22 protein-coding genes are annotated in these 24,973 nt (G+C 32.5%); 11 read left to right on the forward strand and 11 right to left on the reverse strand.

What is annotated here, in order from left to right; all coding sequences use genetic code 11:
* Positions 1-476 precede the first annotated feature (476 nt).
* From AAGU22_RS13375 to AAGU22_RS13385, 3 genes are all read left to right on the forward strand, one after another.
* Positions 477-1,097: a cellulase family glycosylhydrolase gene (locus AAGU22_RS13375; protein WP_458719604.1), complete on the forward strand. Its 621-nt coding sequence runs from the start codon at positions 477-479 to the stop codon at positions 1,095-1,097.
* A gap of 130 nt (positions 1,098-1,227) precedes the next feature.
* Positions 1,228-3,039 (forward strand): hypothetical protein, encoded by a 1,812-nt coding sequence (locus AAGU22_RS13380; RefSeq protein WP_458719605.1) that lies wholly within the window; start codon positions 1,228-1,230, stop codon positions 3,037-3,039.
* 2 nt (positions 3,040-3,041) lie between these two features.
* Positions 3,042-3,821 carry a hypothetical protein gene (locus AAGU22_RS13385; RefSeq protein WP_458719606.1) on the forward strand — a complete coding sequence of 260 codons (780 nt, stop codon included), beginning with the start codon at positions 3,042-3,044 and terminating at the stop codon, positions 3,819-3,821.
* Between the two features lie 270 nt (positions 3,822-4,091).
* Here the strand turns inward: AAGU22_RS13385 and AAGU22_RS13390 are convergent, their stop codons facing one another.
* Together AAGU22_RS13390 and AAGU22_RS13395 are read right to left on the reverse strand one after the other, a co-directional pair.
* Positions 4,092-5,585: an MFS transporter gene (locus AAGU22_RS13390; RefSeq protein ID WP_458719607.1), complete on the reverse strand. Its 1,494-nt coding sequence runs from the start codon at positions 5,583-5,585 to the stop codon at positions 4,092-4,094.
* A gap of 491 nt (positions 5,586-6,076) precedes the next feature.
* Positions 6,077-6,544 (reverse strand): winged helix-turn-helix transcriptional regulator, encoded by a 468-nt coding sequence (locus tag AAGU22_RS13395; RefSeq protein ID WP_458719608.1) that lies wholly within the window; start codon positions 6,542-6,544, stop codon positions 6,077-6,079.
* A gap of 90 nt (positions 6,545-6,634) precedes the next feature.
* On the opposite strand from AAGU22_RS13395, the gene AAGU22_RS13400 reads away from it, so the two are divergent.
* Positions 6,635-7,018: a hypothetical protein gene (locus AAGU22_RS13400; protein WP_458719609.1), complete on the forward strand. Its 384-nt coding sequence runs from the start codon at positions 6,635-6,637 to the stop codon at positions 7,016-7,018.
* 214 nt (positions 7,019-7,232) lie between these two features.
* Positions 7,233-7,604: an antibiotic biosynthesis monooxygenase family protein gene (locus tag AAGU22_RS13405; protein ID WP_458719610.1), complete on the forward strand. Its 372-nt coding sequence runs from the start codon at positions 7,233-7,235 to the stop codon at positions 7,602-7,604.
* Between the two features lie 176 nt (positions 7,605-7,780).
* On the opposite strand, the gene AAGU22_RS13410 is transcribed toward AAGU22_RS13405, so the two are convergent.
* The 3 genes from AAGU22_RS13410 to AAGU22_RS13420 are packed head-to-tail and all read right to left on the reverse strand — an operon-like array spanning position 7,781 to position 9,008.
* Complete coding sequence (locus tag AAGU22_RS13410) at positions 7,781-8,029, reverse strand: hypothetical protein (protein WP_458719611.1); 249 nt, start codon at positions 8,027-8,029, stop codon at positions 7,781-7,783.
* The gene (locus tag AAGU22_RS13415) at positions 8,026-8,634 is read right to left on the reverse strand and encodes a hypothetical protein (RefSeq protein ID WP_458719612.1); all 609 of its coding nucleotides are present in this window, start codon (positions 8,632-8,634) and stop codon (positions 8,026-8,028) included. The genes AAGU22_RS13410 and AAGU22_RS13415 overlap by 4 nt, the downstream gene beginning before the upstream one ends.
* Before the next feature lie 26 nt (positions 8,635-8,660).
* Entirely contained in the window at positions 8,661-9,008 is a 348-nt protein-coding gene (locus tag AAGU22_RS13420) for a hypothetical protein (protein WP_458719613.1), read from the reverse strand.
* A gap of 131 nt (positions 9,009-9,139) precedes the next feature.
* Between AAGU22_RS13420 and AAGU22_RS13425 the strand changes: the two genes are divergently transcribed.
* Both AAGU22_RS13425 and AAGU22_RS13430 read left to right on the forward strand, forming a co-directional pair.
* The gene (locus tag AAGU22_RS13425; RefSeq protein WP_458719614.1) at positions 9,140-10,138 is read left to right on the forward strand and encodes a GAF domain-containing protein; all 999 of its coding nucleotides are present in this window, start codon (positions 9,140-9,142) and stop codon (positions 10,136-10,138) included.
* A gap of 245 nt (positions 10,139-10,383) precedes the next feature.
* Positions 10,384-10,620, forward strand: a complete 237-nt coding sequence (locus tag AAGU22_RS13430) for a hypothetical protein (RefSeq protein ID WP_458719615.1) — start codon at positions 10,384-10,386, stop codon at positions 10,618-10,620.
* Between the two features lie 860 nt (positions 10,621-11,480).
* On the opposite strand, the gene AAGU22_RS13435 is transcribed toward AAGU22_RS13430, so the two are convergent.
* Positions 11,481-13,190 carry an ATP-binding protein gene (locus AAGU22_RS13435; protein WP_458719616.1) on the reverse strand — a complete coding sequence of 570 codons (1,710 nt, stop codon included), beginning with the start codon at positions 13,188-13,190 and terminating at the stop codon, positions 11,481-11,483.
* A 686-nt stretch (positions 13,191-13,876) separates the two neighbouring features.
* Between AAGU22_RS13435 and AAGU22_RS13440 the strand changes: the two genes are divergently transcribed.
* The 3 genes from AAGU22_RS13440 (at position 13,877) to ligD (ending at position 18,047) form a co-directional block, all read left to right on the forward strand.
* On the forward strand, positions 13,877-13,999 hold the full coding sequence (locus AAGU22_RS13440; RefSeq protein ID WP_458719617.1) for a hypothetical protein: 123 nt from the start codon (positions 13,877-13,879) through the stop codon (positions 13,997-13,999).
* A gap of 142 nt (positions 14,000-14,141) precedes the next feature.
* Positions 14,142-14,546 (forward strand): hypothetical protein, encoded by a 405-nt coding sequence (locus AAGU22_RS13445; RefSeq protein ID WP_458719618.1) that lies wholly within the window; start codon positions 14,142-14,144, stop codon positions 14,544-14,546.
* Positions 14,547-15,071: 525 nt separating this feature from the next.
* Positions 15,072-18,047: a DNA ligase D gene (gene ligD / locus AAGU22_RS13450; protein ID WP_458719619.1), complete on the forward strand. Its 2,976-nt coding sequence runs from the start codon at positions 15,072-15,074 to the stop codon at positions 18,045-18,047.
* A gap of 112 nt (positions 18,048-18,159) precedes the next feature.
* Here ligD and ku read toward each other — a convergent pair whose 3' ends face one another.
* The 3 genes from ku to AAGU22_RS13465 all read right to left on the reverse strand — a co-directional run bounded on the left by ku (position 18,160) and on the right by AAGU22_RS13465 (position 21,006).
* Positions 18,160-19,020, reverse strand: coding sequence for a non-homologous end joining protein Ku (gene ku, locus AAGU22_RS13455; RefSeq protein ID WP_458719620.1), 861 nt, complete (start codon positions 19,018-19,020; stop codon positions 18,160-18,162).
* 1,058 nt (positions 19,021-20,078) lie between these two features.
* Positions 20,079-20,270, reverse strand: a complete 192-nt coding sequence (locus AAGU22_RS13460; RefSeq protein ID WP_458719621.1) for a hypothetical protein — start codon at positions 20,268-20,270, stop codon at positions 20,079-20,081.
* A gap of 391 nt (positions 20,271-20,661) precedes the next feature.
* The gene (locus tag AAGU22_RS13465; RefSeq protein ID WP_458719622.1) at positions 20,662-21,006 is read right to left on the reverse strand and encodes a cupin domain-containing protein; all 345 of its coding nucleotides are present in this window, start codon (positions 21,004-21,006) and stop codon (positions 20,662-20,664) included.
* Between the two features lie 532 nt (positions 21,007-21,538).
* On the opposite strand from AAGU22_RS13465, the gene AAGU22_RS13470 reads away from it, so the two are divergent.
* On the forward strand, positions 21,539-22,648 hold the full coding sequence (locus AAGU22_RS13470) for an endonuclease/exonuclease/phosphatase family protein (RefSeq protein WP_458719623.1): 1,110 nt from the start codon (positions 21,539-21,541) through the stop codon (positions 22,646-22,648).
* A 291-nt stretch (positions 22,649-22,939) separates the two neighbouring features.
* On the opposite strand, the gene AAGU22_RS13475 is transcribed toward AAGU22_RS13470, so the two are convergent.
* Together AAGU22_RS13475 and AAGU22_RS13480 are read right to left on the reverse strand one after the other, a co-directional pair.
* The gene (locus tag AAGU22_RS13475; RefSeq protein WP_458719624.1) at positions 22,940-23,182 is read right to left on the reverse strand and encodes a hypothetical protein; all 243 of its coding nucleotides are present in this window, start codon (positions 23,180-23,182) and stop codon (positions 22,940-22,942) included.
* A gap of 465 nt (positions 23,183-23,647) precedes the next feature.
* Complete coding sequence (locus tag AAGU22_RS13480; RefSeq protein ID WP_458719625.1) at positions 23,648-24,712, reverse strand: MBL fold metallo-hydrolase; 1,065 nt, start codon at positions 24,710-24,712, stop codon at positions 23,648-23,650.
* Positions 24,713-24,973 lie beyond the last annotated feature (261 nt).

A 24,973-nucleotide genomic window follows, 5' to 3' on the forward strand; every position in this document is an offset into this window, starting at 1 on the left:
AATCGATAACCTGGTTTAAAGCCAAAAATGTTTATAGTTAATGAAAATGAGGTTTAGATAAACAATGAAAATTGGAGTTAATTTTGACGGTTTCAAGATCTCGGATTACCAAAATCGTTCAAAACTCATACCCCCATAACGATATATACAAGATTCCTTCAAAATTTTCCAAGAGCACGGTATAGATATTGTAAGAATTCCTGTTTATTGGGAGTCTTATGAAAAAGATCCAGAAGGCTTTATTCAAGAATTAGACATTATTTCAGATGAGGCGGATAAAAGCAATATTTCATGCTTATATGATAACCATCAATGGGAATGCTCTTCGTTTCTTGGATATGGAATAGGTTTTTCCAAATTCCATTGTATCTCAGCTATATCAAGACAATTCTTCTAAACATGATTCCTTTAAACCACCTTTTAAAGAAGATGTAGAAAAATTTTGGAATAATTGGTGGGATAAGGCAATCAAGTCTTTGGATGGAAGGGATGGATGGGATTTACAGATAGAATACTTTCAAAAAGTAATTGAGACTGTAAATAATAAAACATCAACTATCGCATTTGAACTTTTAAATGAACCTCAGGTGTTTAGGCATGGTGATTTTAAAAAGGTTTCAAGGTATCATGACAATTTATTAATTAAGGTTGCGGAAATAACAGATAAGATCCTGCTATTTTGTTATACTTATGCTGGCCGTATTAGTGCATTTAATTTTCCTTGGACACAGGCTAGAATTAAGCCATCCATTGCTGTAAGCAATAAAATCATGTATGATATTCATCCATATCCTCCATACTACATAGTAATGTTGTATTTTAGATTAATAGCAAGACTAATGAAAATGGATACCTTGCTGGTTGGTGAGTATAACTCAGGTACTGGAGATGGAATTGAAATAAGCTTAAGCCAGCACAGCAAATATTTGAAAACATTCAAAAAGTTTTTACCGCATGGAGTAATGTTTTGGCAGTGGTCCTATATAAAGGACAATGGACACCCAGCATTTAATTTGGCCAAAACAGTTGATGACAAAATATCATTAAATAATAACTTTGATAGTTTTGTCAAAGCCATAAAAGAAGCCTCAAATTAAACGATCATTTGGAATTAATTACAATATTGTGCTAATATCTTAATAATAGATGCTTTCTGGAATTATCAAAATCTTAACCCTGACTAATTCTAAAGCAAAAGATAAGTATATCTTTACGTTGTAGAATCTATTGAGCCTCACAGAAAAATGTGATATTTATGCTGCTATTCATGATGCAGGAATTAATAGGGTGGTTAAACATCTTATGCAACAACGCCCGTCTCTTTTTAATTTTGGTACTTCCTTTTTAGCATCAAATCCAAATCTATTATGTGAAAAAATTATAGCTGTACCAGAAGTAAACAGACAACAGAATCTTCTTTTAACAATACTCGATCCAATCCCTGTCATAGGCTTACCAATAAGCCAGTCTAGTTCAAACAATTTAGCAATAAATTTTGCAATTCAACTTTCCAAAGCTGAAATAGATTTTTACGAAGGGAATATATTTTCTTTACCTTCAGAACTTGCCCCATTAGCAAATCAACGTTTGGCTGCTCATTTCAAAGTTTGTTCCGGTTTGGATTGTCTCGGTGACTTGCCTTTCCTCAGAAGACCTCCAAATACCAGACCGTCTACTTCCAAACTAGAATGTTTTTGTCTAGATTTGTATGCTATAGGCGGATGCAAAATTTCTGGATTAGCAGAAAGCCAAAAAATAGGGCTTAAAATTGATGGTATAGAGATAGTAGATTTAAAGCCTCAAGGTCTGGAAAATGCGATCGAATGTTATGCCAAATCTGTTCTTAATCATGGAATATTTCCCCATGTTGCTGAGATTATTTCCAAATTGACATTTGGGATAATTACTATTCCTCCGTCTACCGGAAGTTTCCAAGTATCTGGTAATTTTCAGCTTTCTGGAACAACGACCGTTCCTAATAATCCTGCAATCGAAGATGATCAATTAAAAACATTTATCAATTTAGATAATTTGGACTTGGATATCGTATTCTCACCAGATACTGGTGGTAGTGGTGGTAGTGGTGGTAGTGGTGGTAGTGGTGGTAGTGGAACAATCACAAGAACAGTAAAATCACGTTCAAGAACAGGCACTTTTGATCTAACCGCTGCTATATCCGAAACCACGTTCAAAAAAATATATGGTGCTCTTCTTGAAGGATTTAAATTTTCAGTATCAGACACAGGCGGCTCTGGCATATTCTCTGTTGGTTATACAGTTTCGGCACATCTAGAGAATGGGCCGATCGATTTGCGTAACAACGATTCTGTTCTAATAAGTGAATTAGATGTTAAATGGGATATATTGCAACTTAACATAGGTATAGATATTCCAACACAAACTATTGGTGGATTTTGTCTCGTTCCAAACCCTTTTGGTGGATGTTTGATTCGTGCTCCGTCAATTGATCTTTTTGAAGCATCTCCTGATATTTCTTTACCCTTGAACTTGGGTGGATTAATAACATCTGAAATTACTTTGAGTGCAATTCCAAAGGTGTTTTATGGAGTTGGCTCTGGAGTTCCAAACAGATGGCAACTTACTTTAGTCCCTACGCTTCCAATCGACTTCGATATAATTGACATGGCGGACACAATTGGAGATTTGTTTCATAATCTGATTGTAAATGCAATCGTCAGTCTTCTTAGTTCTTTGGGACTTCCTGACTGGGCTATATCTTTTATAGATACCGTGCTTGGTGGAATAGAAGGAATAATTCGAAACATTTTAGATATTGGAGACGACGTGGGTGAATTTATTTTAAGTTTGATTAGTAATGCCGGTCTATTCCAGGACTTGATCGATAAACTGGCTAAATTCATTGCCCTAACGATTTTGGAACTCAAGGATCCCTTGGAAGTATTAGAGGGAAATTCTGCCATACCTCTAATTCCAGTAAAGTTACCAATTGAATTTTTGGATGTTCGGATTAATGGTAATGGTAATGAGTTGATCCTTGAAGGAGATGTGGGTAATTAAATATGAATATTAAAATAAACCGATTTTTGTTTAGTCAGACCAATATTGATAGTGGGTCTCTCACTCCACATTCTACCATTGTTTGTAAATTTACAGATCCTGGAGAATATCAGGGTATTATGATGAAAGGATCGGGAATAGTTAGCAGATTTAAATTAAATGTTCTTGCGGAAAGATCATCTAATAGGTTATCATCTTTATCTACGACAAATTCTAAGGAGGTTTCTCAACTCTCCGATGAAAACAAGCAAGTAAATGATACTTCTAATCAGATAAACATCGATTTAAGCAATATTATGAGTCTTTATACACTAAAAAAAGGGGACTATGCTGTTTTCTATGTCTCTACTGGCGCTGGCGGTTATTCGATAGAGATTTATCGATTCGAAAGGGGATCACAAATAAAAACATTTGATAGCAAAGAATTAAAGGATGGAGTGATTTTCTCTGCGATGGTAATTAGACCCGGTACTTATTTGATAACAAATACAATAAACAATGCTAAGGCAGATTTAATTGTAAACTATCCAGAACTTGGAAAGATGAAGAAAATTCTCATACCGATTAATTTAGAAATCAATACTAAAGAAATTGTCCCAAACAAAATAAACATCGATCCATCTCAGGGATTGATTTTTAAAATTAATACTCTATCAAGAATAAGAATTGAATTGACAAAACCTGAGGACAGACCACTAAAATTACACAGAGAACAGTTTGTTATAAGAACCAAAGGAGATGAAAAATTCCTTAAACGATTTAGGATGATTCCTCGTAAATAAGGACATTGACCAATTTATTTTCGGTATTATACATAACAAAAACAGATACAGCACTTAAGAAAAAATTACTACGAGTGGAATGTGTAAGAAAATTAACGATTCATATATCTAATTTTTTCAGATTACAAAAGCCCCTTATGATTCTTTAATTCATTATAACGGTTATCAACCTTGAAGGATAGATAATCAAATATCAAAAAGATTTTTAAAATAATATCAATCCTGTATTGTTTCTAAAAAATTTGGGGGATACTATCCCGGTATTGTTGCTTAAACCGCTGCAGTATGTATCGTTTTTCTTCTTAGTATAAATGCAAATCCAAGGGATACTGCCGATAGCAATACTGCAGTAGAAAATACCAGATCATATGACTGAGCTGATGGATATGATACTTTTGTTCCGATATTTTCATGATCAGCCATATATACTCCAGCCAGGGCCGGACCTATGGCCATACCTATGAACAATAATAGTGCACCAATTCCTACGGATATTCCAGTAAATTCTTTTGGGGAGGAAGACACTATTATATTCCAAATTGCGGTCATTGTAAGCGATAAACCTGAGGCGATTATGGCCAAGTTTACAGAAACTATGAACTCCGTTGCATGGAACATTAGTAATCCAAATGTTCCAAATAGGCTAACGATTCCACCAATTATTATTGGTTTTGTACTGCCTATCTTATTTATGATAAATGGAGTGATGCTTGCAAACACCAAGAAACTGATCATGAAAGGTAACTGAACGTTTGCAGCGTCTATCGAATCACCTCCGAAACCTAACGGAGCTGGACTCCTCACCAACTGGACTATCGTTGGATAAATCATGAACATAGTGATTCCTGTAGCTATTAGTAGGATAAATGAAGGTAGAAGAATTTTATCTCTTAACAATCTCAAGTTAACAAATGGGGGTATAGCCCTTCTTTCTATTATAACAAAGACGGATAATGCGATTGCAGATATTATGAATGCTCCCGCAATTTGTAATATATTTTCATTATTTACACCAATTTGAATGATAGTAAGTGCAATGAGAAATGAAGATATTGTAACTGAAAGAGCCACTATACCTTTAATATCTATAGAAAACGGTTTTCCCTTTTTCTCTGAAACATTTCTTTGTATTTTTGAATTATTTGATCGATTTGGTACTTTGTATTCCTTTACGAATCTTGCAATTAATAATGTTACCAAAATAGCGAAAGGTATTATAGCTAGAAAAGTAGCATGCCAACCAAAGGTTTGGATTATGCTAGCTCCAACCAATAGTCCAACCACTGAACCAGCTGAATATGCAGAACCAAAAACCCCTACAGCTATAGATAGTTTAGCAGGCGGAAACGTATCTCGAAGAAGACTAAATGCTGCTGGAACAGCTGCTAACCCAACACCCTGAATAATCCGGCTAACAAGTAGAAAAGTTATGTTATCTGCAAATCCGCCGGCGGTGAGTCCGGTTATATATATTGCAAGTAAGGATAGTAAAACTTTCTTTTTCCCATACAGATCAGAAAGTCTACCAGCAACTGGAGTCATCACTGCAGCTACAATTAAGTATGCGCTGAATATCCATGCAGCAGTTCCATAAGATATATCCAAATCATCAATTATTTCTGGTATTGCAGGAAGTAGCATGGTTTCTGAGAAAAAAACTGTCAATAGAGTACTACTAAGAATTGCTAAAGTTAACCACGCATGGCGACTTACAACCGTCGTTGCGTTAATCATATTATTTTTTTCATTCCTATCTTTGATCATATCAACTTACCTTATCTCATTAACTATAATAAAGTAAGTATTTAAAATAGTAGGTGACGATTTGGTAAGTAGAAAGAAATTCAAAGAATAAATAATAAATAATTATTAAAAAGAGATATAAAAAGTTAACCTATAGATTCTATACAAAGTAATGATAAAAGATGGGCATTATTATTTGACTCAGTCATATATCAAATGAATAAACTTTGTCTAACAAAAATCTTTAATTTTGACGTTCAAATAATTTATTCATATTTATACCAAATCGAGATATTGAAATGAAATATATGAGTAGCCATTTTAATTGTTGTTTTTTACCATTACGATAAGAGACCTAGGAAAGAAAATAAAACATGTAATATAATATCTTGTAAGAGAGTCAGTCGCAATTTAGATAGTAAACCTGCCAATATTTTTGATTTTCTCTTTCTATAAACTTATTAAATTAGAATCTAGGAATAACTTTTCAATATGTGCAAAGGTTGACTAATTTACATATAATTTCGTAAAGATTTGGCGGTTATCTTTTCAATTTTAATAGGATCGGGGTTGTCAAATATTTGATCACAACAATATTTGAACGAAAACAACGCCATCTGTTCCATTATTGGTTGTAATTCTTTACCTTTTTGAGTAAGATAGTATTCTATCCTAATTGGCGTTTCATTGTATACATGACGTTCAATAAGACGTTTAATAAGACCATCCTTTTCCATCTCTTTTAGCCGTATTGACAAGGTTTTTGGGTTGATCTCTTCTATAGAATTCAAAAATTCGTTAAATCGTTTTTGTTTATCGTAATGCATATTGCGTAATGTTAAAAGAGAAAATTTTTTGCCAATTATATTAAAGATATTAAACACAGGACAACATTTGCATTCCATATCGTCTATTATCTTTTGGTGAATTAGATTTTCTTTCTTTTTTTGATACTGCTCTGAGGTTTTGAGTTCTACCAACTTAACAACCCTATATCTACTTACAGATTAATTACTTACCAGTTTATATACTTACCTTATTATAGTTAATAACACAAAGTGATTTATGAAATGATAGAAACTCAATGTTACTCAAATTGTGCGTCTTACCCCAGAATTGGAGAAGCGGCAAGACATAATCAGAATAGTGCAAGTGTGTGTGGATGCCAAACGATACCTAATGACTGCTACAGCTGTTCTTACTGTGATACAGATCCAATTGAAGCAACAAAGAAACTATTAGAAAGCTCATTTTTTACTGCATTAAAGGAAATCCATGTGGAGAAAATTAAGAAAATTATTGAAAGAGAATGGGGAAGTACCATTGATAGGACCGCTGAATTAGCTGTTAAAACTATTGAAAAACAATGGCAAGCTTCTGTATCATCGTCAAGTACAAACAAAGATTTCTATGAAGAACTAGGAAAGATAATGACATCTAGTAGGAAACAATAACAATATGGAATTTTGTTTTAATTCATCATTTTTTATGTCATTTAATGGAAATCAGCATTTAATAGTTTTTTATTAAAAAATACAAGAATTCAACAACAAAGAATTTGTAAATATTATAAGATAAATCTTTTGGCTTGACTTCAATCATCCTAATAGATGCAAAAAGTGCCCTTATACATAATCTTGAAATATTTTATAGTAGTTATTAGTGGAAATGACCAAAGTAGTTGAAATGGATGAAAGCGTATCAATATTCTCTCAAATGAATGAAGATGCTGGTCCAGTTATATTGATTAACAAATTTAATGTAAATCCTTCCGAGTCCGATGAGTTTGTAAAGGCATGGGCCGAAGAAGCAGAGAATTTTAAAGGACAGGCCGGGTTCATTTCTACACAATTACATAGAGGCATTGGGGGGAGTGGAATATTCATTAACTATGCAGTTTGGGAGTCTGCAGCTCAGTTTAAGAACGCGGTTAACAAAGTTATGAATCCAAATGACAGAACGTCTAAATATCCACCAAGTACCATTGCGTCACCTCACCTATTCAAAAAGGTGGCAGTAGCGGGAGTATGTGTTGACTAAAACATCAGAATCGAGTCTGGATATCTTTTTCGCATACATTATCTATTGCAATGGCATATAACAATACTGATTTAGTAGTGAAAATTTAATACGCTAATGGACTTTGAATAGATAATTTAGATAGCCTTAAAAATGATGACAATATGAAAATGGTAAAAGAAAATATGTCTAATCATCTAACAAACCCTTAGCTGCCACATTGCAAATATTCCTTTTCTGTTTTTCTCGTCGGCATATGATTGGTACACTCCTACTGTACTTTTGAGGAATTCCAAATTTCCAGTAGCGTTAGTATCAAAGAATGCTGCACCCAACCTTTGTATTGTGTTCTCTATCATACTATTCATATCCTTAAGGGAGTAACTGGAACTGCCGTGCTGAGAGACAAATGGTGCTCTACCGACAACAGTCGAGTACCATCTCATACTTGAATTTGACTCCGACATTCTGCTTGCTTGATACTATCTTTTCTATTTTCTAATATCTTTTGTATTCCTTCAAGCATAAAGCTATTTGAATCTGATGAAATTTTTTCTCTTTCTTCCGAACTTAAGAATGTGTTGTTCTGTATTCCCAAATTGTAAAGAACGTTTTCATTCATGACTCTTTTGGATGATGATAAGTCCGTGATGACCTTTAGCAAATTTGTTTTTGATATTTCTCCTTTGATGATTGTTTTACCGATATAGTCATTAGTATAATACATTTCACCACCAATTTCTTGATTATCAGTTACTCTGACATTGTACTTTGAGATAAAATCCTGCACTTGATCCTTAGTTCCCGTATACACTATAGGTATAATTGAATTTGGTTTTTCTATTGCATTATATTCATGTGCTAAGACTCGCAATTCTCTTTCAGCTTCAAGGTCCTTATAGTCTGAGTAAGCAGATCCTAAAATTTCATAACAGATACCATCAACATTGACATTCACATTTTTCTTTGGATAATAGGTGAAGGCTAATGAAAAGCTTACAGCTCCTGCAATTATAAAAATGATAATTAATGGTATTGCTAATCTTAACATATTCTGTCTACCTTTTATTTTGAAGATTAGCAATAATCTGTATAGTATGTATAGCGTCTTTCTACTTCTTTATTGTTTCCACTATTTATGCTATGAATTGCTTTTCTTAATCCACCCTTTACGTAATCTCTGAGATATTCTGTTTGTGTATTTGAAGGATATAGATTAGCCAAAACATATTCGAAATGTTTCATAAATTCCACCACCTTTTTTCTATACTCTTCCTTTGTAGGATTCTTGTTGTTTGTTACCTTAAACCATGTTGTAGCACATGGGGCCGCATATCCCCTTGCCATATCATCAATTACTCTGTCAATTTCAAACAAATCTAGTTGCATGATATAATATACGAAAGTCCAAGTAATATTCTTCATTGAAACAAAAATATCACGATATTTCTGAAACGGAAATAATGTTATGAAGTCTTTTTGATGTACAGGACAGCAGATTTTCTATTTTTTCCGAAATAGAAATAAAGAACAATTTATTATAGTTTGTCATAAAGATGATTGATGAAATCGATAAAGTAATTCTTTCTGATTTAAGTAAAAATGCTCGTATACCTGTGGCTGAAATTGCAGACCATATTCGACAAATGGAACATAAAATAACGGAGAGAGCCATACGATATAGGTTAAAAAGGTTAGAGCAATCTAATACTATTTTGGGATATTCTCCCATCTTCAATCCATCCCTTATCTCGGATAAGATAAGCAGAACCATTCTATTAAAATTCAAAATTACTAGAAATACTTCTGACCTCCTGGAAAGATTAAACAAATACATTGAAAATTCAGATTTCTGTTTGTTTTCTGCTAGAATGAGTGGAGACTTTGATTTCATATGTCATTTTGTTTTTGATTCCATAGAACAATATGAGTTAGAAAGTGATAATTTTATCAACCGCTTTACAGAGTTGGTTTCAGAATATCGAACTTATGATTCTAAAATCATAAAAGCAACTCCTTATTCTATATTAGACGAACAAGAATCCAATGAAAAGAAATTCAGAATTTACAAAATAATAAATTCATTAAGGAAATCAGAAAATCTCAACACAAAGCTTCAACTCACAGTAGACAGCTTGGTCAAATATTTTGATGCTACATTTGCAAGAATGTGGTTGTTTGATAAAGATGGCATAAATCTTATCTTAAAATTCAGCTCAGGAAAATACAGAAACAACAACGGCGAGTTTTCGAAAGTATCAATAAAGCTAGACAGCAAAATAGGCACAATTGTTAAGAGAAATAAACCAGTCATTACAAATGATGTAGTAAACGATCCCAGAATTAAGTATCCCATATGGGCGGAAAAAGAAAAGCTGAGATCATTTGCAGGTTATCCAATAACCCATGCTGGAAAACCTATAGGAGTACTGGCAATGTTTAGTAAAAAGACTCTGTCACCTATTGAATTTGAATTACTTGGAATTTTCGCTGATCATATATCAAAAGAATTATCTGCTTTCTACGAAGCCAAGGAATTGTTAAACATGTCGTGATTTTACTTAGCTGACATAATCTTTTTTTTCTTGGATAAAATCCCAATAAAACAAGGAAGTTGGTTCCTACGGGCGAGTAATAACTAAACTTGTTATAGAAAAAAATCATGTCAACAGAATATACACATGATCAGGTAGATCTAAATGTCCGAATAAATCATCATGACTAAAGTATTATTGTTCGATTATCTTTTTTATAAGAAAAATAAGTATGCCTTAAATCAGATAATGTAAATGAATGTCATGTGACTAAAATAGTTAAGCTACAAGTCATATCGCCACCAAACACAGAGATGAATACAACTTTTACTTTGGATGATAAAGATGTTTTGTTCAAAAGGATCGCACTAGAATCCCACATTTGTGGTTATTGTGGATTTGTCTTGGCAGAAAATGTAATGGTTTATAATTATCGCGACATAATATCGCAATGTCCTAATTGTAAATCTTTTAATGGGGCACCAGAAAATGATAATTTTTAGTAGGCGGTTAGGATAAACTTGTCATCTCCAGGTTTATATAATTCAGACTTTATCAAATTAAATTAGATGTCAAGTTTGACGCGGCATCAGCAATATGAACATGACTGCGTGCCTGTTAATGATCCTCCTGTTAAATCCTCTAATAGTTGATCAGATACTTTCGTCGACTATGGACTTCTTTCATCTTAAATCATGAATTGATAAAAATGATAAATAACGCAACGAAGATTTTACTCTTAATAAAAAAGATTCTCCACCTCATTTCTGAAGTAGGACATGTATGTCATCCGTCTCTTTCCTATAATTTTCGTATTTCGTTTACTCCCATATTAAAAGATGGGGTAATAGATGTGACTGAATGATGGCGCCTTGACTAATGCGTATTTTTGAATAATTTGTTAAATATTGCTAATTTTTTTCACATAAAAGAAATCATATGTTTGAATGTATTAATGTATTGTAATAAAATATATATAAAATATATTTCTCAAATATTTACGGGATGATAAAAAGAACCAAACTCCAAGTTATAATTACAACAAGAAAAAAGAACAAAGGCAACCCGCGCCCCATGACGATATAATAGTAATTATGATATGGCAAAATTTTATATTTTATACATTTAATTTGTACATCTTGTGACCGAAAACCTTTATTCTTATATAGAACTGGCAAGTAATATTCGGGGTCATAAACTAGGTTTATGCTGATGATACAGAAGTTACCAACAAATTTAAATCAGAAGACTAAAGTAGTCATAATCACTTGTCTAGTGTGATTATTTCTCCATGTAAAAACCGTCGCGAATTATTAATTGTTTAACCTTTAAAATAGAAACATACGTCAAGAACTATTTTAGATTACTTATCTGTTAAAGGTAAATTAAACGAAATGGTGGCTCCGATTCCATCTTTATTATTTTCAGCCCAGATTTTACCTCCGTGCGCTTCTATAATATTTTTCGATAAATACAATCCCAGTCCTGTACCTTGAAAAGACTTTGTCGCAAATTTGGTAAACAATCTAGGTAATATCTCATTATCTAATGCAATACCTGTGTCTTTTATACTAACAATAACCATAAGTTGAGGGTAATTGTCGCTTCTGGAAGTGGTAATGGTACTAGTTATCTTTTCAACACTTGTAGTTATTGATATAACTCCTCTCCCTGTATCTTGTTCTGAAATTGATTTAATAGAATTATCAATTAAATTAGAAATTACTTGTCCTATTCTTCTGCTATCCGCATCCACTAGATATTCGGTATCAAAATGGCATTCAAATTTTATTTTTTTTGTATCATCCAAGATGTGTTCTAATTCTTTAATTACGGTCACTATCAATTCATTAAGGCTAAAAACCTCTTTATTTGGTTTAAATAATTTACTTTCAAATCTAGTAACGTCCAAAATTTTTTCATTCAAATAGGATAATTTCTTTGCATCTTTTACTACTCTGTCCAGTAATTCCATATGATGTACATCTTTTGTCTTATCTCTCACATACTCAGTCAGTCCGATGATTGGAGTAAGAGGCGTTCTTAAATCGTGAGCCACTATGTTTATGAATTCCTTTTGCATTTTGTCATGAATTTTTAATTTTTCATGTGCATCTTTTAGTTCCTGATAGATCTCTGTTTGTTTCCAAATACTATCAAATATTGCTACATAGGATAGTACTGTGGGTGCACTATTTGAATAGGTTACAAATCCGACAGCCTCTGATATGATTTGTTTTGCATCATCTTTAGTTTCCGCAACGAGAGACTGCTTTCTATCTATTACCAGTATTGACACTTTAGATAGGGGTTCAATGTATTGGATTATAAAATTAGGTTTATTTAGTATTGTTATCAGCCTCTCCATTTCATTATCTTTTGGAGTTAGAATTTTAATAATTATCCATGGTTTAGCATCTCCTAACTCCTTTAGTAACTGAAAAGTACCTGATTCAGCCTGTCTATGAAATGCTTTAGAAGTAGACATTATTACCAGTATTTCAGATTCAGCAGAGTTTAAAAGATCAAAGACTTTATTTTGAATGTCTACAGGACTATTCCTGGATTGCATAACTTCGGGAACAATTCCTTCTTCTATTTCCATTAGTTTTTGTGTAAGAGGTTCAGCCTTTTTCCAAAACATTTCAAATATGTATTGTTGTTGTTCTATTACTTCTCTTTCATTGCTGTATATAACAGGATTCAAAAGTTTTGTTTCACTCCAAGTTGACATGCCTAAAAATTCCGAATCATTTACACATACAGATCCCTTCACCCCATCAAGATGTCTGAGTTCACTTACAATTTCACCTAGCTTTTTGCAGTATTGAATATTATCTTTTGTAATCTCTGTGATGAATCTGATTTTTGCACCCCGATTTTTTGCTTTAATATAATTACTCTTATAAATTTCTGATTTTATAATTATAGAGGGTCCATTCTTATCTACGCAAATGTCCATTCTCTCACTGACATTCTCTAAAAAACTAATTCCGTAACTTACTGCAGTATCCATATCATATATCAAATCAGTTTTTCGATTACGAAGTGTAGTTTGTTCAGAGATATTCAACTACTATAGTAAATAGTGATGTCGTATATAAAAATAATAACAAAGTTCATTGATCTGAGACATTTAATATGCCAATAACAAATAGAAAGTGAATTTCTTAATCCAAATTAATAAAACGAAAATGAATAACTATGAATGTCATTCTAGTTAGTTAATTAGAATTGAATCAACAAACACTGTTTAACTATTCAAGAAAACTAAACTAATAACAACAGTATTTGTCTTCATGTGGTACACTTTGCACTCTTTTTAATGAGTGATATATACCATAAGATCAAACCTTCAACTGATTATAGGTTAACAGAATATGTGAAATGTAAACTCAAAGACAAAAAGCAAATTAGGTTGCTTGATTTTGTGATTATAATCGGGGCAAAAACTCCACACCCTTAGTGAAAATATTCTGAATATTTCATGTATTAAAAGCATCTTTTTAGCTTAAAAAATGACTCCGCCAATGATAGTAACATTAATCATCAACAGATCTTTTGGATTTATATTCATACAAACATTGCTACCGATACAAATGCAACCATAATATCGAAACTAGATCTGGAACTCGGTGAAAATTCATAGTTTGTCTTGTAAGACGGATTTGATAATTCTACCCTCTACCTAAGTCTAAAATTCCATTGTTTTTTCTCTTTCAATACTAATTATATAAATGATATTTCCTTAGATATTGTATGTGCTTTGAATATGAATTACTCCAGAAAGAAGAACAAGAGAAAACGATAAAGAAGGAAAAGAAGATATCCCAGCAACAATCAGAAATTGGAAAGGTAGAAGAAGGGTCAATACCTGCCTAATTTTTTTAAATCGAAAAAATAAATAATTAATCGAATATTATCATTAATGATACAATTACTTGAAAATAATCTCACTAAAATCCAATATTGAGGTCTAAAAGTTGATCTTTTAAATATTTTCGTTTCTAGATGTTTATGTGAAATGCCTAGTGAAGAATCAAGGAGAAAATTTACCGATTGGTTTAGGAAAAATTATCCTCAAGAATATTACTTCTTTCATAAAATAGAGTCAAATCTTGACAAACTATATTCAACTAAACATCTAGGTCTTCATGAGGGGGAGTTTGCTGAAATTTCAATAAATGTACAAAAACGCGAGGGGGGTAAATATCACCTGGCCGCTGATCCATTTACATCAATTTTTCTTGGTTCAATATGCAAAACAATGATGGATGAATTTGCTAATAACATGGAATCTGTTGCCTCTGATAGAGTTCGAAAGGAATTTGAAGATAGATTCAGTATCGAATGTCTAAATTGCAAAGTAATAAACCTTACAGATTTGAAATATTGCAATACTTGCGGCTCAGAACTTTCATCAAACTAACAAACTTTATGATTCATTTGAAAGTCTTATATATAATAACCATATTTTCTTTCAATAATAAATAAGGATATATCTTCAAGTCTATGAATGATGCAATGTAAGTAGCTGATAATATACATAAGAATAGAGTAAACTGCAAAATGAGTAGACGAGATAATTTAAAAAACAACTTGGGAACGATTGCCTTATACTGTATATCCTCCTTTTTTATCATTATGGGATTTATTTTTACTGCCTATTGGTTAATGGGTGCCTTCTATCTTTTGTTTTTTATGTTTGCAGGAATGATGTTGTTAGGATTTGGTGGATTTATTTTTTTAGTCTATATATGAATAAGTTGAACAACCAGAATAAAGCCTTGTAGTTGACCTATGAAATGGAGTGGATCTTTTTAAACCGAATTAGAAATGCTAGTTATTATATCCTTTAGATCTTATATTCTACCATTAAGTCAAAAAATGTATCTATATGTTTATTTTATAGTTTTCCAATTATTCAAAGATATTCGATTACAATGAATTGGACATGTTAGACGAATACAGGAAGAAAAGGAATTTTAAGGCATCTCCTGAGCCCATTGGAAATAACAATCTGAGTAAAGAAAATTTTCCAGCTCCAGGCGATGCAATCATCTCAAATGACGATCTTAACCAATCAAAATCAAGACCTCGGTTTGTGGTCCAGAAACATGAAGCGACTAGATTGCATTATGATTTTAGATTGGAATCTATTAAGGAGGATATTCTCTTATCCTGGGCCGTCCCTAAGGGACCATCGCTGGATCCATCCATAAAGAGGTTGGCAATACAAACAGAAGATCACCCTGTGGATTACTTGTCATTTGAAGGAGTTATCCCTGAAGGAAACTACGGTGCTGGAACTGTAATAGTATGGGATACTGGTGAATACAGCTTGGAAAAAAGATCTTTAACGAAATATTCTGCGAAAGAACACCAAGAGAATATCCCAGAAGGTTTAGACGTGTCTGAGCTAGAAAAAAAATATGGAAAGATTACGTTTGTATTATATGGACAGAAATTAAGAGGCAAATTTTCTTTGGTGAAAACTAGGACCAAAAATCAGTGGTTATTAATTAAATTAAAGGATGATTTTGCTTGTGGCTCAAACAACGGTGACACGAATGGTGAAAAAGAAATAACAGAGAGTAGACCTGAATCGGTGTTAACAGGCAAAAAAAATAGAGATTTAATGCGATACAAATCCAGCAAGACTCTAAAAAAAGATGTAAAAGTTGACAACAATATAATAAAATACTCTGCGGAGATCCCAGAGAATCCAGATATACTGGATAAATTGGAGGATCAGAGTCTTGGCACTATGAATCGGGCATCTGCTAATCGATCCTTAAAACAAATGTGCTTTGAAGGAATAAAACCTATGTTACCGTCTCTTACGGATAAACCATTTAACAATAAGGATTGGATATTTGAAATAAAGTGGGATGGGGTAAGGGCTATCACTCTTGTGGATAGGTTAAATAAAACTTGCACGATTAAATCACGTGTAGGTGATATTATTACTCAACGCTATCCTGAACTTGAGAACACTTTTAAAAGTGCCCTAAAAGAAGATATGTTCAAAGACTTTGTCATATTGGATGGGGAAATCGTTATTTTAGATAATGATGGATACCCCGATTTTCAAAACCATCAAAAAAGGATGAATGTTGATTCTATAAAGAGTATTGAAATTTTGTCTGAACAATATCCGGCAGTTTATTATGTGTTCGACATATTATATTTAGACAATAATAACCTCATGCAGATACCATTTGCAGAAAGAAGAAAGATACTAGTCAACCTGGTTAAGAAAGAGAACTCAAAAATACGAATATCTGACTTTGTCGAGGAATTTGGGATAGATGTTTTTCAGACCATAAAGAGGATGAGCTTGGAAGGGATAATTGGAAAACAGAGGAACAGCAAGTATCATTCTGGTATCCGTACAAGAGACTGGCTTAAAATAAAAAATATCAAAACCCAGGACTGTTTGGTGATAGGCTATACAAGAGGTGAAGGCAACCGAAAGAATTATTTTGGATCTCTCTTACTTGCAGCAATCGATAATACTCAAAACGATATTCATACTAATACCAATAATAATAATGACAATTCCAAAAATAACATTAGTAACTTACGATTCATAGGTCATACGGGTAGTGGATTTAGTTTTGAAAGCCTCTCCTTAATTCATAAAAAACTAAGAGAAATAGAAATTCCATATTGTCCTGTTGATTACATTCCATATCTTAACAGGGAAACAGTATGGGTAAGACCCATAACAGTAGTAGAAGTGAAATTCAATAATTGGACCTGTAACAAGATAATGCGGGCACCTATATTTCTAAGAATTAGAGAAGACAAGCCGCCATACCAATGTGTCATTGAAATTTCAAGTCTTACAAATTCAAAGTTTGCAGATACCATAGAGAAGGATGAAGATGATAATGACTTAAAATTAACCAATAATAAGAACGGTGTTCCCATAACTAAACTTGACCAACAATTTTCCAATTTGAAAAAGGAGTTTTGGAGCGCAACAAAATATCGTCCACCTATTACAAAAGGAGATTTAATGGAGTACTACGATAAAATAAGCGAACTTCTACTACCTTATCTTAAAGACCGGCCCATCTCTCTTAGTAGGTATCCAGATGGAATATATGGAAAAGCATTTTATCAAAAGGATTGGAAAAATATAAAACCACATTATGTTAGAACAGTAAAGGTATATTCAGAATCAAATAATGATGAGATCAACTATATAGTATGTAATAACAAGGAAACTTTACTATGGCTTGTGAATTTGGGATGTATTGAAATACATCCATGGAATAGTCGGGTTAATGATTATGATCAATGCAATAAAATGGATGTAATAGAAACGGAAGAATGTGGATTAAATTATCCAGATTTTATAGTTTTTGATTTGGATCCATACATAAACATTGATAAAAAAAATGAATCAAAGGAACCAGCCTATAGTTTAGCTGCTTTTAGAACGACAGTTGAAATTGCTCTAGATTTGGAAGATATTTTTAATGAATTGAATATAAAATCATATGTTAAAACTTCTGGAAAAACAGGATTGCACATATTCCTACCAGTAATTAACATGTATACATACAAGCAAACGAGGGAATTTGCCAGAGTAATATCTCAAATCCTGAATAAACGCAATGCCGGTCAAATTACTACAGAATGGAAAACAACGGATAGAAAAGGAAAAGTATTTTTAGATTATAATCAAAATTCTATTGGGAAAACACTGGCGTCTGTTTTTTCAACAAGACCGGTAGAAGATGCGACGGTTTCAGTTCCACTAACATGGGAAGACCTGGTAGACATTATCCCTACCGATTTTACAATAAATACAGTACCTGACCTTTATAAGAGAAAAATAGATCCATGGAAGGATATTTTATCACACAAGCAAAATCTTGAAGAAATTCTTGAACACATTTCCGATTTCAAAGTTTAAGAAAAATATAGCAGCCTGTCAATAACTAACTTCATTAAAAAGATGTACTATTACATCAATTCTTCTTCTAAGGCAGATATACCCGGCAAGATTTTTTTGTTCATATTTTGCATTAGTTCTTGACAGTTTTGCTTCTTTGAACACTTGCTTTCAAAGCCTCCAATAGGTTATTACTAGTATCCACTAAGCCTTCTTTTTCTTCAGTTTTGTATGTGATCCCTTTAGATTTTGCAGTTACCATTTTTTCTAATTGTTTTGTATATTCATCCGAATATTGTGTCTGGTCAAATTGTGAACTAGTCAAATTTCCTATTAACATTCTCCCAAGTTCCAATTCTTTCTCATCTATAGGTACCGAAGATGCAGAAGATTCAGACCCCGGCATTCCGTCTATTTCATCTATTGGTGTTATCTCTTCTTGGTACATCAGTTGATGCATTACCATACCCCTTTGATATGGACGAATGGCGACCACATGTTCTCTATCTTTTAACACAACCTTTCCTATCGCGATTTTATCTGTTTCTTTAAGGGAACTAACAAATAATCTATAGGCCTTGGTAGAAGCCGATACAACACTTTCTTTTTGTTTGCTTTTTCTTTTTCCACTTGTTTTATCCGTAAAAGGGGAGACATAATAACTCTTTTCGATAAGAATAGTGTCAAAATCTTTGATGTCAATAAATTCTTTGATGTCAATTGTTTTAGTAGTTTCTGGTTGAATTTTATCCAAATCTTCTTTTTCTATTATTATATATTCGTCCTTTGCAATCTTGTACCCTTTTTTTATCTCTTCATACGGGATTTCTTTTTCCTCTATTGGACACCATCTTTTATACTGAATTTTATGTCCTTTTTCATCCAACTGGTTAAACGAATATTCGTTACTGCTATCAGATACTGTAAATAACTTTATTGGAATGTTTACTAACCCAAATGAAATGCTGCCGTTCCAAATACTTCTGGTTCCCACAAGTAATCTAAAACAACATGACTATATGCGTATTTATAGCAATACATACATTATCATTTTATTTTGAATTAGTATTTTTTTACAAAAGATAGTAAGTAGCTTTTTGTCGTCATTTTTTATTTAAGAGATAATTGGAACCGTCCTATAGTAGAAAGGCAATACGACCAATATGCTTCCGTATGATCCATATCATGGATGAATTTCTATCCATCTTCTATTCTATTTTCATTTGGAACTTTGTCATTACGATCGCAAACGCATTCAAAAATCAAGAGGAAAGGTATGTAACAGGTCCATGTATATCATTTATCAAGGGACGCGAGTAAAGCGGTATTGTCAAATAGTAGATGGATGAAAAACAAAGGATAGTATCTAATGGAAATAGATGAACAAGATAACTATCGTCTGGTAGTAACGACGGAGCAACCCACTATTTACTATCCTTTGTCGTTGAAACTTGTTTCTCTAATACTGTAGTAGCAGTCATTCTAGTGGTAATGAGTGCAACATGTATCTAGATTCTGATTCACAAAAACCTAGCTTCTGAAGAATCAATATTATTATAGTCCGGCAGTAATAGTTATTAAATTTCTTTACATCTTTTATATATTCTATGATGGTCTTTAACAGGAAATCCATTAGATTAACATCAATGGGCTGAGATAATTTCCAAACACCAGACTCAACCAAGATGAGTGATGAAGAAATTAGAAAATATATGAAAGCAGCAATATATTATATTTTTACTTTAAATAGCAAGTTTGCTCTAAATTAGTAGAGAATAAGAGCAAATATGATTGTTAATTAAATAAAAAAAGTGTGATCATATCTCTTCTTCATATGGTAGTAGTCTTAAATTCACTTTGATCATAGATTCTAACATATCAGGAGAGTCTAGAAATTCTAAGTTTCTCATTTTTTATTGCCGTTATGTTATTATTGAAAGCATGTGCTAGCTCAGCTAACATTGTGGTAATCCGTAAATAACTAAAATAAAAGTAATATTTGATAAGAACTTTACCTTCTATTGTTTTTTATCCTAGTGTTAAAGCCTCTTGTCATAAAGTCATATTACTATCAGTTGAGATACTTGCGGACTCTTGGAGATCCTTTTGAATATTGGAAATACTATTAGATTGATTAGAATACTCTTTGACTCCAAGATTGTCTGGTGTTAAATTACTAAACAAATAGTTGATGTCTTCAGACATGTTTTGGAGGACGAGACCGTCGGAACCGAAGGAATTCATCGAGATCAATATTGGCAATATCATCAAAATGACTGCATATTGTATCATCAATATAATATTTCATTAAAGACTAAAATACATAGTCAAATATTTACTAGTTAAATTCTTGTGAAATAATCGTACAAAAAGGTTAAGTCATGGTTTCAGAAATGTTAGAAATCATAAAAGAATATAGTGACAGTAGAATACCAAACTAAATTCTAATCATTTTTGAATACTTGATTTCTTTGATGTGATTGAGAATTAGTATTAGATGGATCATGTAATTGTCTATTGGCTAGGCTGATTGAACTAATCATAAAACCACGATTGATTAGAATACTTTAATCCAACAAAATCTAAATTTAATCAAATTACAATATTGAGAAATCCAAAAGTCAAGTAGAATTAGTTATTTCCAATGGTTTCTGTTATCTAGGAAAATTTGACCATATTGCTCTGCTATGTTTGATTCTGTTTTGTAAGAAACCTTGCCTTTGCCAAATAATTCACCAACCTTGAAAAAATAATGCTCTAGTTCGGGAGGACTCATTATAAGAGCGTGTCCACCTTTGCGGCCTACCTCAAATCTATGTGGAGTTCCTTTTGGAACAAAAATTGTATCCCCTGATTTACCAATTAACGATTTTTCACCCGACATAAATTCATATTCGCCTTCAATTATGTAAAAAGTCTCAGGGCCCATTGGATGCATATGTAACGCAGGACCCAAGTAAGGTGGGTGGATTACATCCATTACCGTATATTTTCCATTTGTCTCAGAAGTGAGAACCTTTATAGTAAATATTGCACCATGAAAATTGAATGGTTAATCCTTCACAAGAGCTATTTTGGATTCTAGGGCTTATATTTTTTAATTTCGACGATAGTTATCTGTGCAATAATTATTTGTCTTGCATCATGTAACCACAGAGTAAAAGGATATTGATGCACAAGAAAATCAAAAATTGATAGAATTCAAATCCTTCTTAGAAAGTAGCAGCTTGGTATTTTTTTAGTTAATTGTCTCTTTAATTATTTTTATACTTATGATGAGTTCTTGATAAACCTAGTATGATCCTGTCTTGATAAAGATCTCGGTTGTTATGTTTATCTCATCAAAGTGAAGTATAAGAATACAAAATGTCCTAACAGTTAATCACAATACAGTTGATGCGGTTCTACATTCAAATTTTGTTATTTTGATTAATACATTTAATTTGCAATTGTCACTCATTGGCAATATAATAAAACATATTTATATTATCTTAATCATAACAGATGAGTAAATGCGATTAGCCTCGTTCAATGTAGAAAATATGTTTGAAAGGCCTTCGGTAATGAATTTGCCATCATGGGAAGATGGTAAAACAGTGTTAAAGGATTTTGATGATTTAATTAATTTGATCCAAAACAAGATATACTCTGAACAAATCAAAAAGGAAATACTGCAAATAATGAAACGAAATACGGGGTTACTAACAAAAGGTGAAAGTAAATTCATTCGTCTTGTAGAAGTCCGAGCAAAGCTAGTTAAAAAGCAACAAGGTGTATATGTCGTCTTAGCAAAAGGGCGAGATGATTGGATAGGATGGTTTGAGCTCAAAAAAGATACCATCAAAGAATTAGCCATTGAAAATACTGCGAGAGTTATTAATGAATTAAAAGCAGATATTTTATGTGTAGTTGAAGCAGAAAATAGGATTGCACTAAAGCGGTTCAATGATATGGTGATACCAAAGGTAAATGGGCAGCCATACGATCACACTATGCTTATAGACGGCAATGATGAACGAGGTATTGATGTTGGTATTATCAGTAGAAAAGGATTTGAAATAAGATCGATGACTAGCCATGTAGATGATATTGATTCAGACGGATTAATATTTAGTAGAGATTGTGCAGAATATCATTTAACTACTCCTTCGGGAAATGATCTGTTCTTATTAATAAATCATTTTAAGAGTAAAGGTTTTGGTGCTCAACAAGACAATGACAAAAAACGTACACGTCAAGCAAAGAAAGTCAGAAAGATTTATGACGAATTAAATAAAAAATTTGATTTTATTGCTGTTATAGGAGACTTGAACGATACTCCTGATAGTGCTCCTTTACGTACTCTACTAGGTAGTAACTCCAATTTATTAGATATTATGAAACATGAAAAATTTGTGGGAGATGATAGACCAGGCACCCATGGTAATGGAACAAAATCAGGAAAATTAGATTATATATTAATGTCTCCAGAATTGGCCAAAAAGGCTAAACTTGGTGGAATTGAGAGAAGAGGTGTGTGGGGAGGTAAAAACGGTGATCTTTTTGCCCATTTTCCTGAGATGAAAACCGCTAAAGATGCACCCTCGGATCATGCTGCCTTATGGGTTGATCTTGATATTTGACATCGAAGATCGACTTCATCTTTATTAATATCTAACATATCAAAAATATTCCCTTAACTCTAAAAAACTGACATATTTTTACTTTTACTTTTACTTTTTATCGGAACCTGTTACTAGAGACGCAGCACCAAGATATTAAGGTGAAGTCATTTTCATACTAAATATGAAGATTGAGACCTCAAAATAATTCTATCATTATTGTTAGATTTGTATCGAAAAATTTTTCTAATTTTTACTATGATTTCTTATTTCTTAATTCTTAATTCTTTTATGATTTCTTGTTATGAACTGTCAAGAAATATTGGTAAATAATTTTTGTATTTGCTTCTTTACGTCTTTTGGCATATTAGGATCTTCAATTATCATGTGAAGGTCAGTCCTAGTAATACAAAGTCCATTCTTATCTATTTTGTAAAACCATTCGATATCGTCAGGGCTTAGCATGTCTATTTGTTTATTGCATCCTCGCATTCCACAAATGGTTAGTTCATCTTTACTAAAACAAATGTGTCCAACCGGGCATTCAAAGATCATATAATGGTTATACATTCGACACATGTAAAAATATTTATTTTGTTCCATGCTCGATCTTGTCGTTTTATTATATCCATATTTGACTATGTGATGTAGTTCATCTAATATATTCAGTTCATAATTTCATAATTATATTACATCATACTAAAGCAGAAAAAAATAGCAGTGTTATTTTAACAAATTCAAATATTTAAGATTCGCATTGAAGTATATAAGTCAAATATTGTCTGCATGAAGCTGCAGGTCGATTGTAGCAAGAATTAGTTCGTGCCAAGAGACATTGGGGTAAGTGGTCAATATTTGTTATTCGTTCATTCACTATTTTTTGTTACTGTAATTCGTTTGAATTCTATAAAAAGTAGTATGTTATGATGGTCACTTCTTAAGTATTTCAAATGAAAGGTGATCTCTCAGTACACATGAGTAAATACTAAATTTTTGTATACTTTACCAAATGTAGTTATATTAAAGGGTCGAATCGAATGTAAAGGTAAAGGTAGTACAAGTACTTGGTTGTAGAAATTTTTCAGGTAGTTCTTGAATTATTCGGTTGGTAGCTTTCCATCCCGTGCAGTGACAAGGGATCAAATATCTTGGATCTATCTTTTTTAATTCTGTTATTGTTGGTTCGATTGCATCCTCATAAATGCCTCCACCAGTTAGATGAAAACCCCCGATCACTGCATATATCTTGTTGATTCCAGTAAGCAATTTGGCGTATTTAATTGTATTAATAATACCCGCATGTGCACATCCACTAATGATTATCAATCCTTTGTTCTTGATATTTGCGACAATAGCTTGATCATCATTTACTAAAGGATCGGGAATAAGGGTACTTGTATTGAGGTCTTCTTTGTACTGCAATGGAAATCCCTTTTCGTAAGTAGTCGTTCGTGGAATCCAACCAGTAACTAGTAATTTAGGTATTGAATTGTCAACAACAGTGTAGTCGTTCAAGGGGTATTGATATTCTTCTATTCTGTCTTGAGAAATTAAACTGGGGTCTTTTTTTGTCATTATAACTGCTCCTTGTCTTCGTAATTCCTCTTTATCGAGAAATGGCAATCTTGCCTTATCCTTGCCATTGGGGAATATTATCCATCTTCTCAAAAAGGCATCGGGATGGCAAATTAATCTAACAGGCTTGTCTATTTTTTTGAGGATACTTAATAGGCCAGTAAAGTGATCGAAATGTCCATGACTAAGTATGATAGAATTTATGGAATTGAGGTTTATTCCTAATATTTCAGCGTTAGATAAAACACCATTTTCACTGGTTCCACAATCAAATAGAATTACGTTTTCATTGAGTGATTGGTCTTTGTTTTGATATGTCATATAGTCATTAGATATAGCTCTAATCAGAGCTGAAAAACCATGCTCCGCCACGGGTGGAGGAGGAGGAAGAAATTGTTCATTTTTCATCATGGGTGGGCGAATTGCAATTAACGATGATGGTAACAACCTGTCAGTATAATTATCCACTAATAAGGTGATCGATAAACTGTCAATTTCAGGGAGTGTCACACACACAAATGAGAGTCTAATGAAAAAAAAGTTTTCTATTAAATTGATTCAAAAAAATCTGATCTGTATACTTTGTATCGATTCTATTTTCTTGATATCAAAATATTGAAGCTCTTGTTTCTAATATTTGGAAAAAACCTCTTAAATTCCTATTCAAATATTCTCTTTCTATTCAAATTCTAAAATGGCTAGAGACTAATTAGTGCAATCAGATGGCAATTCTAATATATTTTTCTATGATGTCCATGATATGAATAGACC

It is taken from the genome of Candidatus Nitrosocosmicus sp. R (assembly GCF_054408505.1).

What these genes read in the sequence shown, in the direction of transcription:
- AAGU22_RS13475 (WP_458719624.1), bottom strand. Translation starts at nt 23,182, where the DNA reads ATGATCTTTGAATGCCCGGTTGGACACATTTGTTTTAGTAAAGATGAA.
- AAGU22_RS13465 (WP_458719622.1), bottom strand. Translation starts at nt 21,006, where the DNA reads ATGGATGTAATCCACCCACCTTACTTGGGTCCTGCGTTACATATGCAT.
- AAGU22_RS13410 (WP_458719611.1), bottom strand. Translation starts at nt 8,029, where the DNA reads ATGAGATGGTACTCGACTGTTGTCGGTAGAGCACCATTTGTCTCTCAG.
- AAGU22_RS13405 (WP_458719610.1), top strand. Translation starts at nt 7,233, where the DNA reads ATGACCAAAGTAGTTGAAATGGATGAAAGCGTATCAATATTCTCTCAA.
- AAGU22_RS13470 (WP_458719623.1), top strand. Translation starts at nt 21,539, where the DNA reads ATGCGATTAGCCTCGTTCAATGTAGAAAATATGTTTGAAAGGCCTTCG.
- AAGU22_RS13460 (WP_458719621.1), bottom strand. Translation starts at nt 20,270, where the DNA reads ATGAATTCCTTCGGTTCCGACGGTCTCGTCCTCCAAAACATGTCTGAA.
- AAGU22_RS13445 (WP_458719618.1), top strand. Translation starts at nt 14,142, where the DNA reads ATGCCTAGTGAAGAATCAAGGAGAAAATTTACCGATTGGTTTAGGAAA.
- AAGU22_RS13390 (WP_458719607.1), bottom strand. Translation starts at nt 5,585, where the DNA reads ATGATCAAAGATAGGAATGAAAAAAATAATATGATTAACGCAACGACG.
- AAGU22_RS13425 (WP_458719614.1), top strand. Translation starts at nt 9,140, where the DNA reads ATGATTGATGAAATCGATAAAGTAATTCTTTCTGATTTAAGTAAAAAT.
- AAGU22_RS13415 (WP_458719612.1), bottom strand. Translation starts at nt 8,634, where the DNA reads ATGTTAAGATTAGCAATACCATTAATTATCATTTTTATAATTGCAGGA.
- ligD (WP_458719619.1), top strand. Translation starts at nt 15,072, where the DNA reads ATGTTAGACGAATACAGGAAGAAAAGGAATTTTAAGGCATCTCCTGAG.
- AAGU22_RS13400 (WP_458719609.1), top strand. Translation starts at nt 6,635, where the DNA reads ATGATAGAAACTCAATGTTACTCAAATTGTGCGTCTTACCCCAGAATT.
- AAGU22_RS13440 (WP_458719617.1), top strand. Translation starts at nt 13,877, where the DNA reads ATGTGCTTTGAATATGAATTACTCCAGAAAGAAGAACAAGAGAAAACG.
- AAGU22_RS13420 (WP_458719613.1), bottom strand. Translation starts at nt 9,008, where the DNA reads ATGAAGAATATTACTTGGACTTTCGTATATTATATCATGCAACTAGAT.
- AAGU22_RS13385 (WP_458719606.1), top strand. Translation starts at nt 3,042, where the DNA reads ATGAATATTAAAATAAACCGATTTTTGTTTAGTCAGACCAATATTGAT.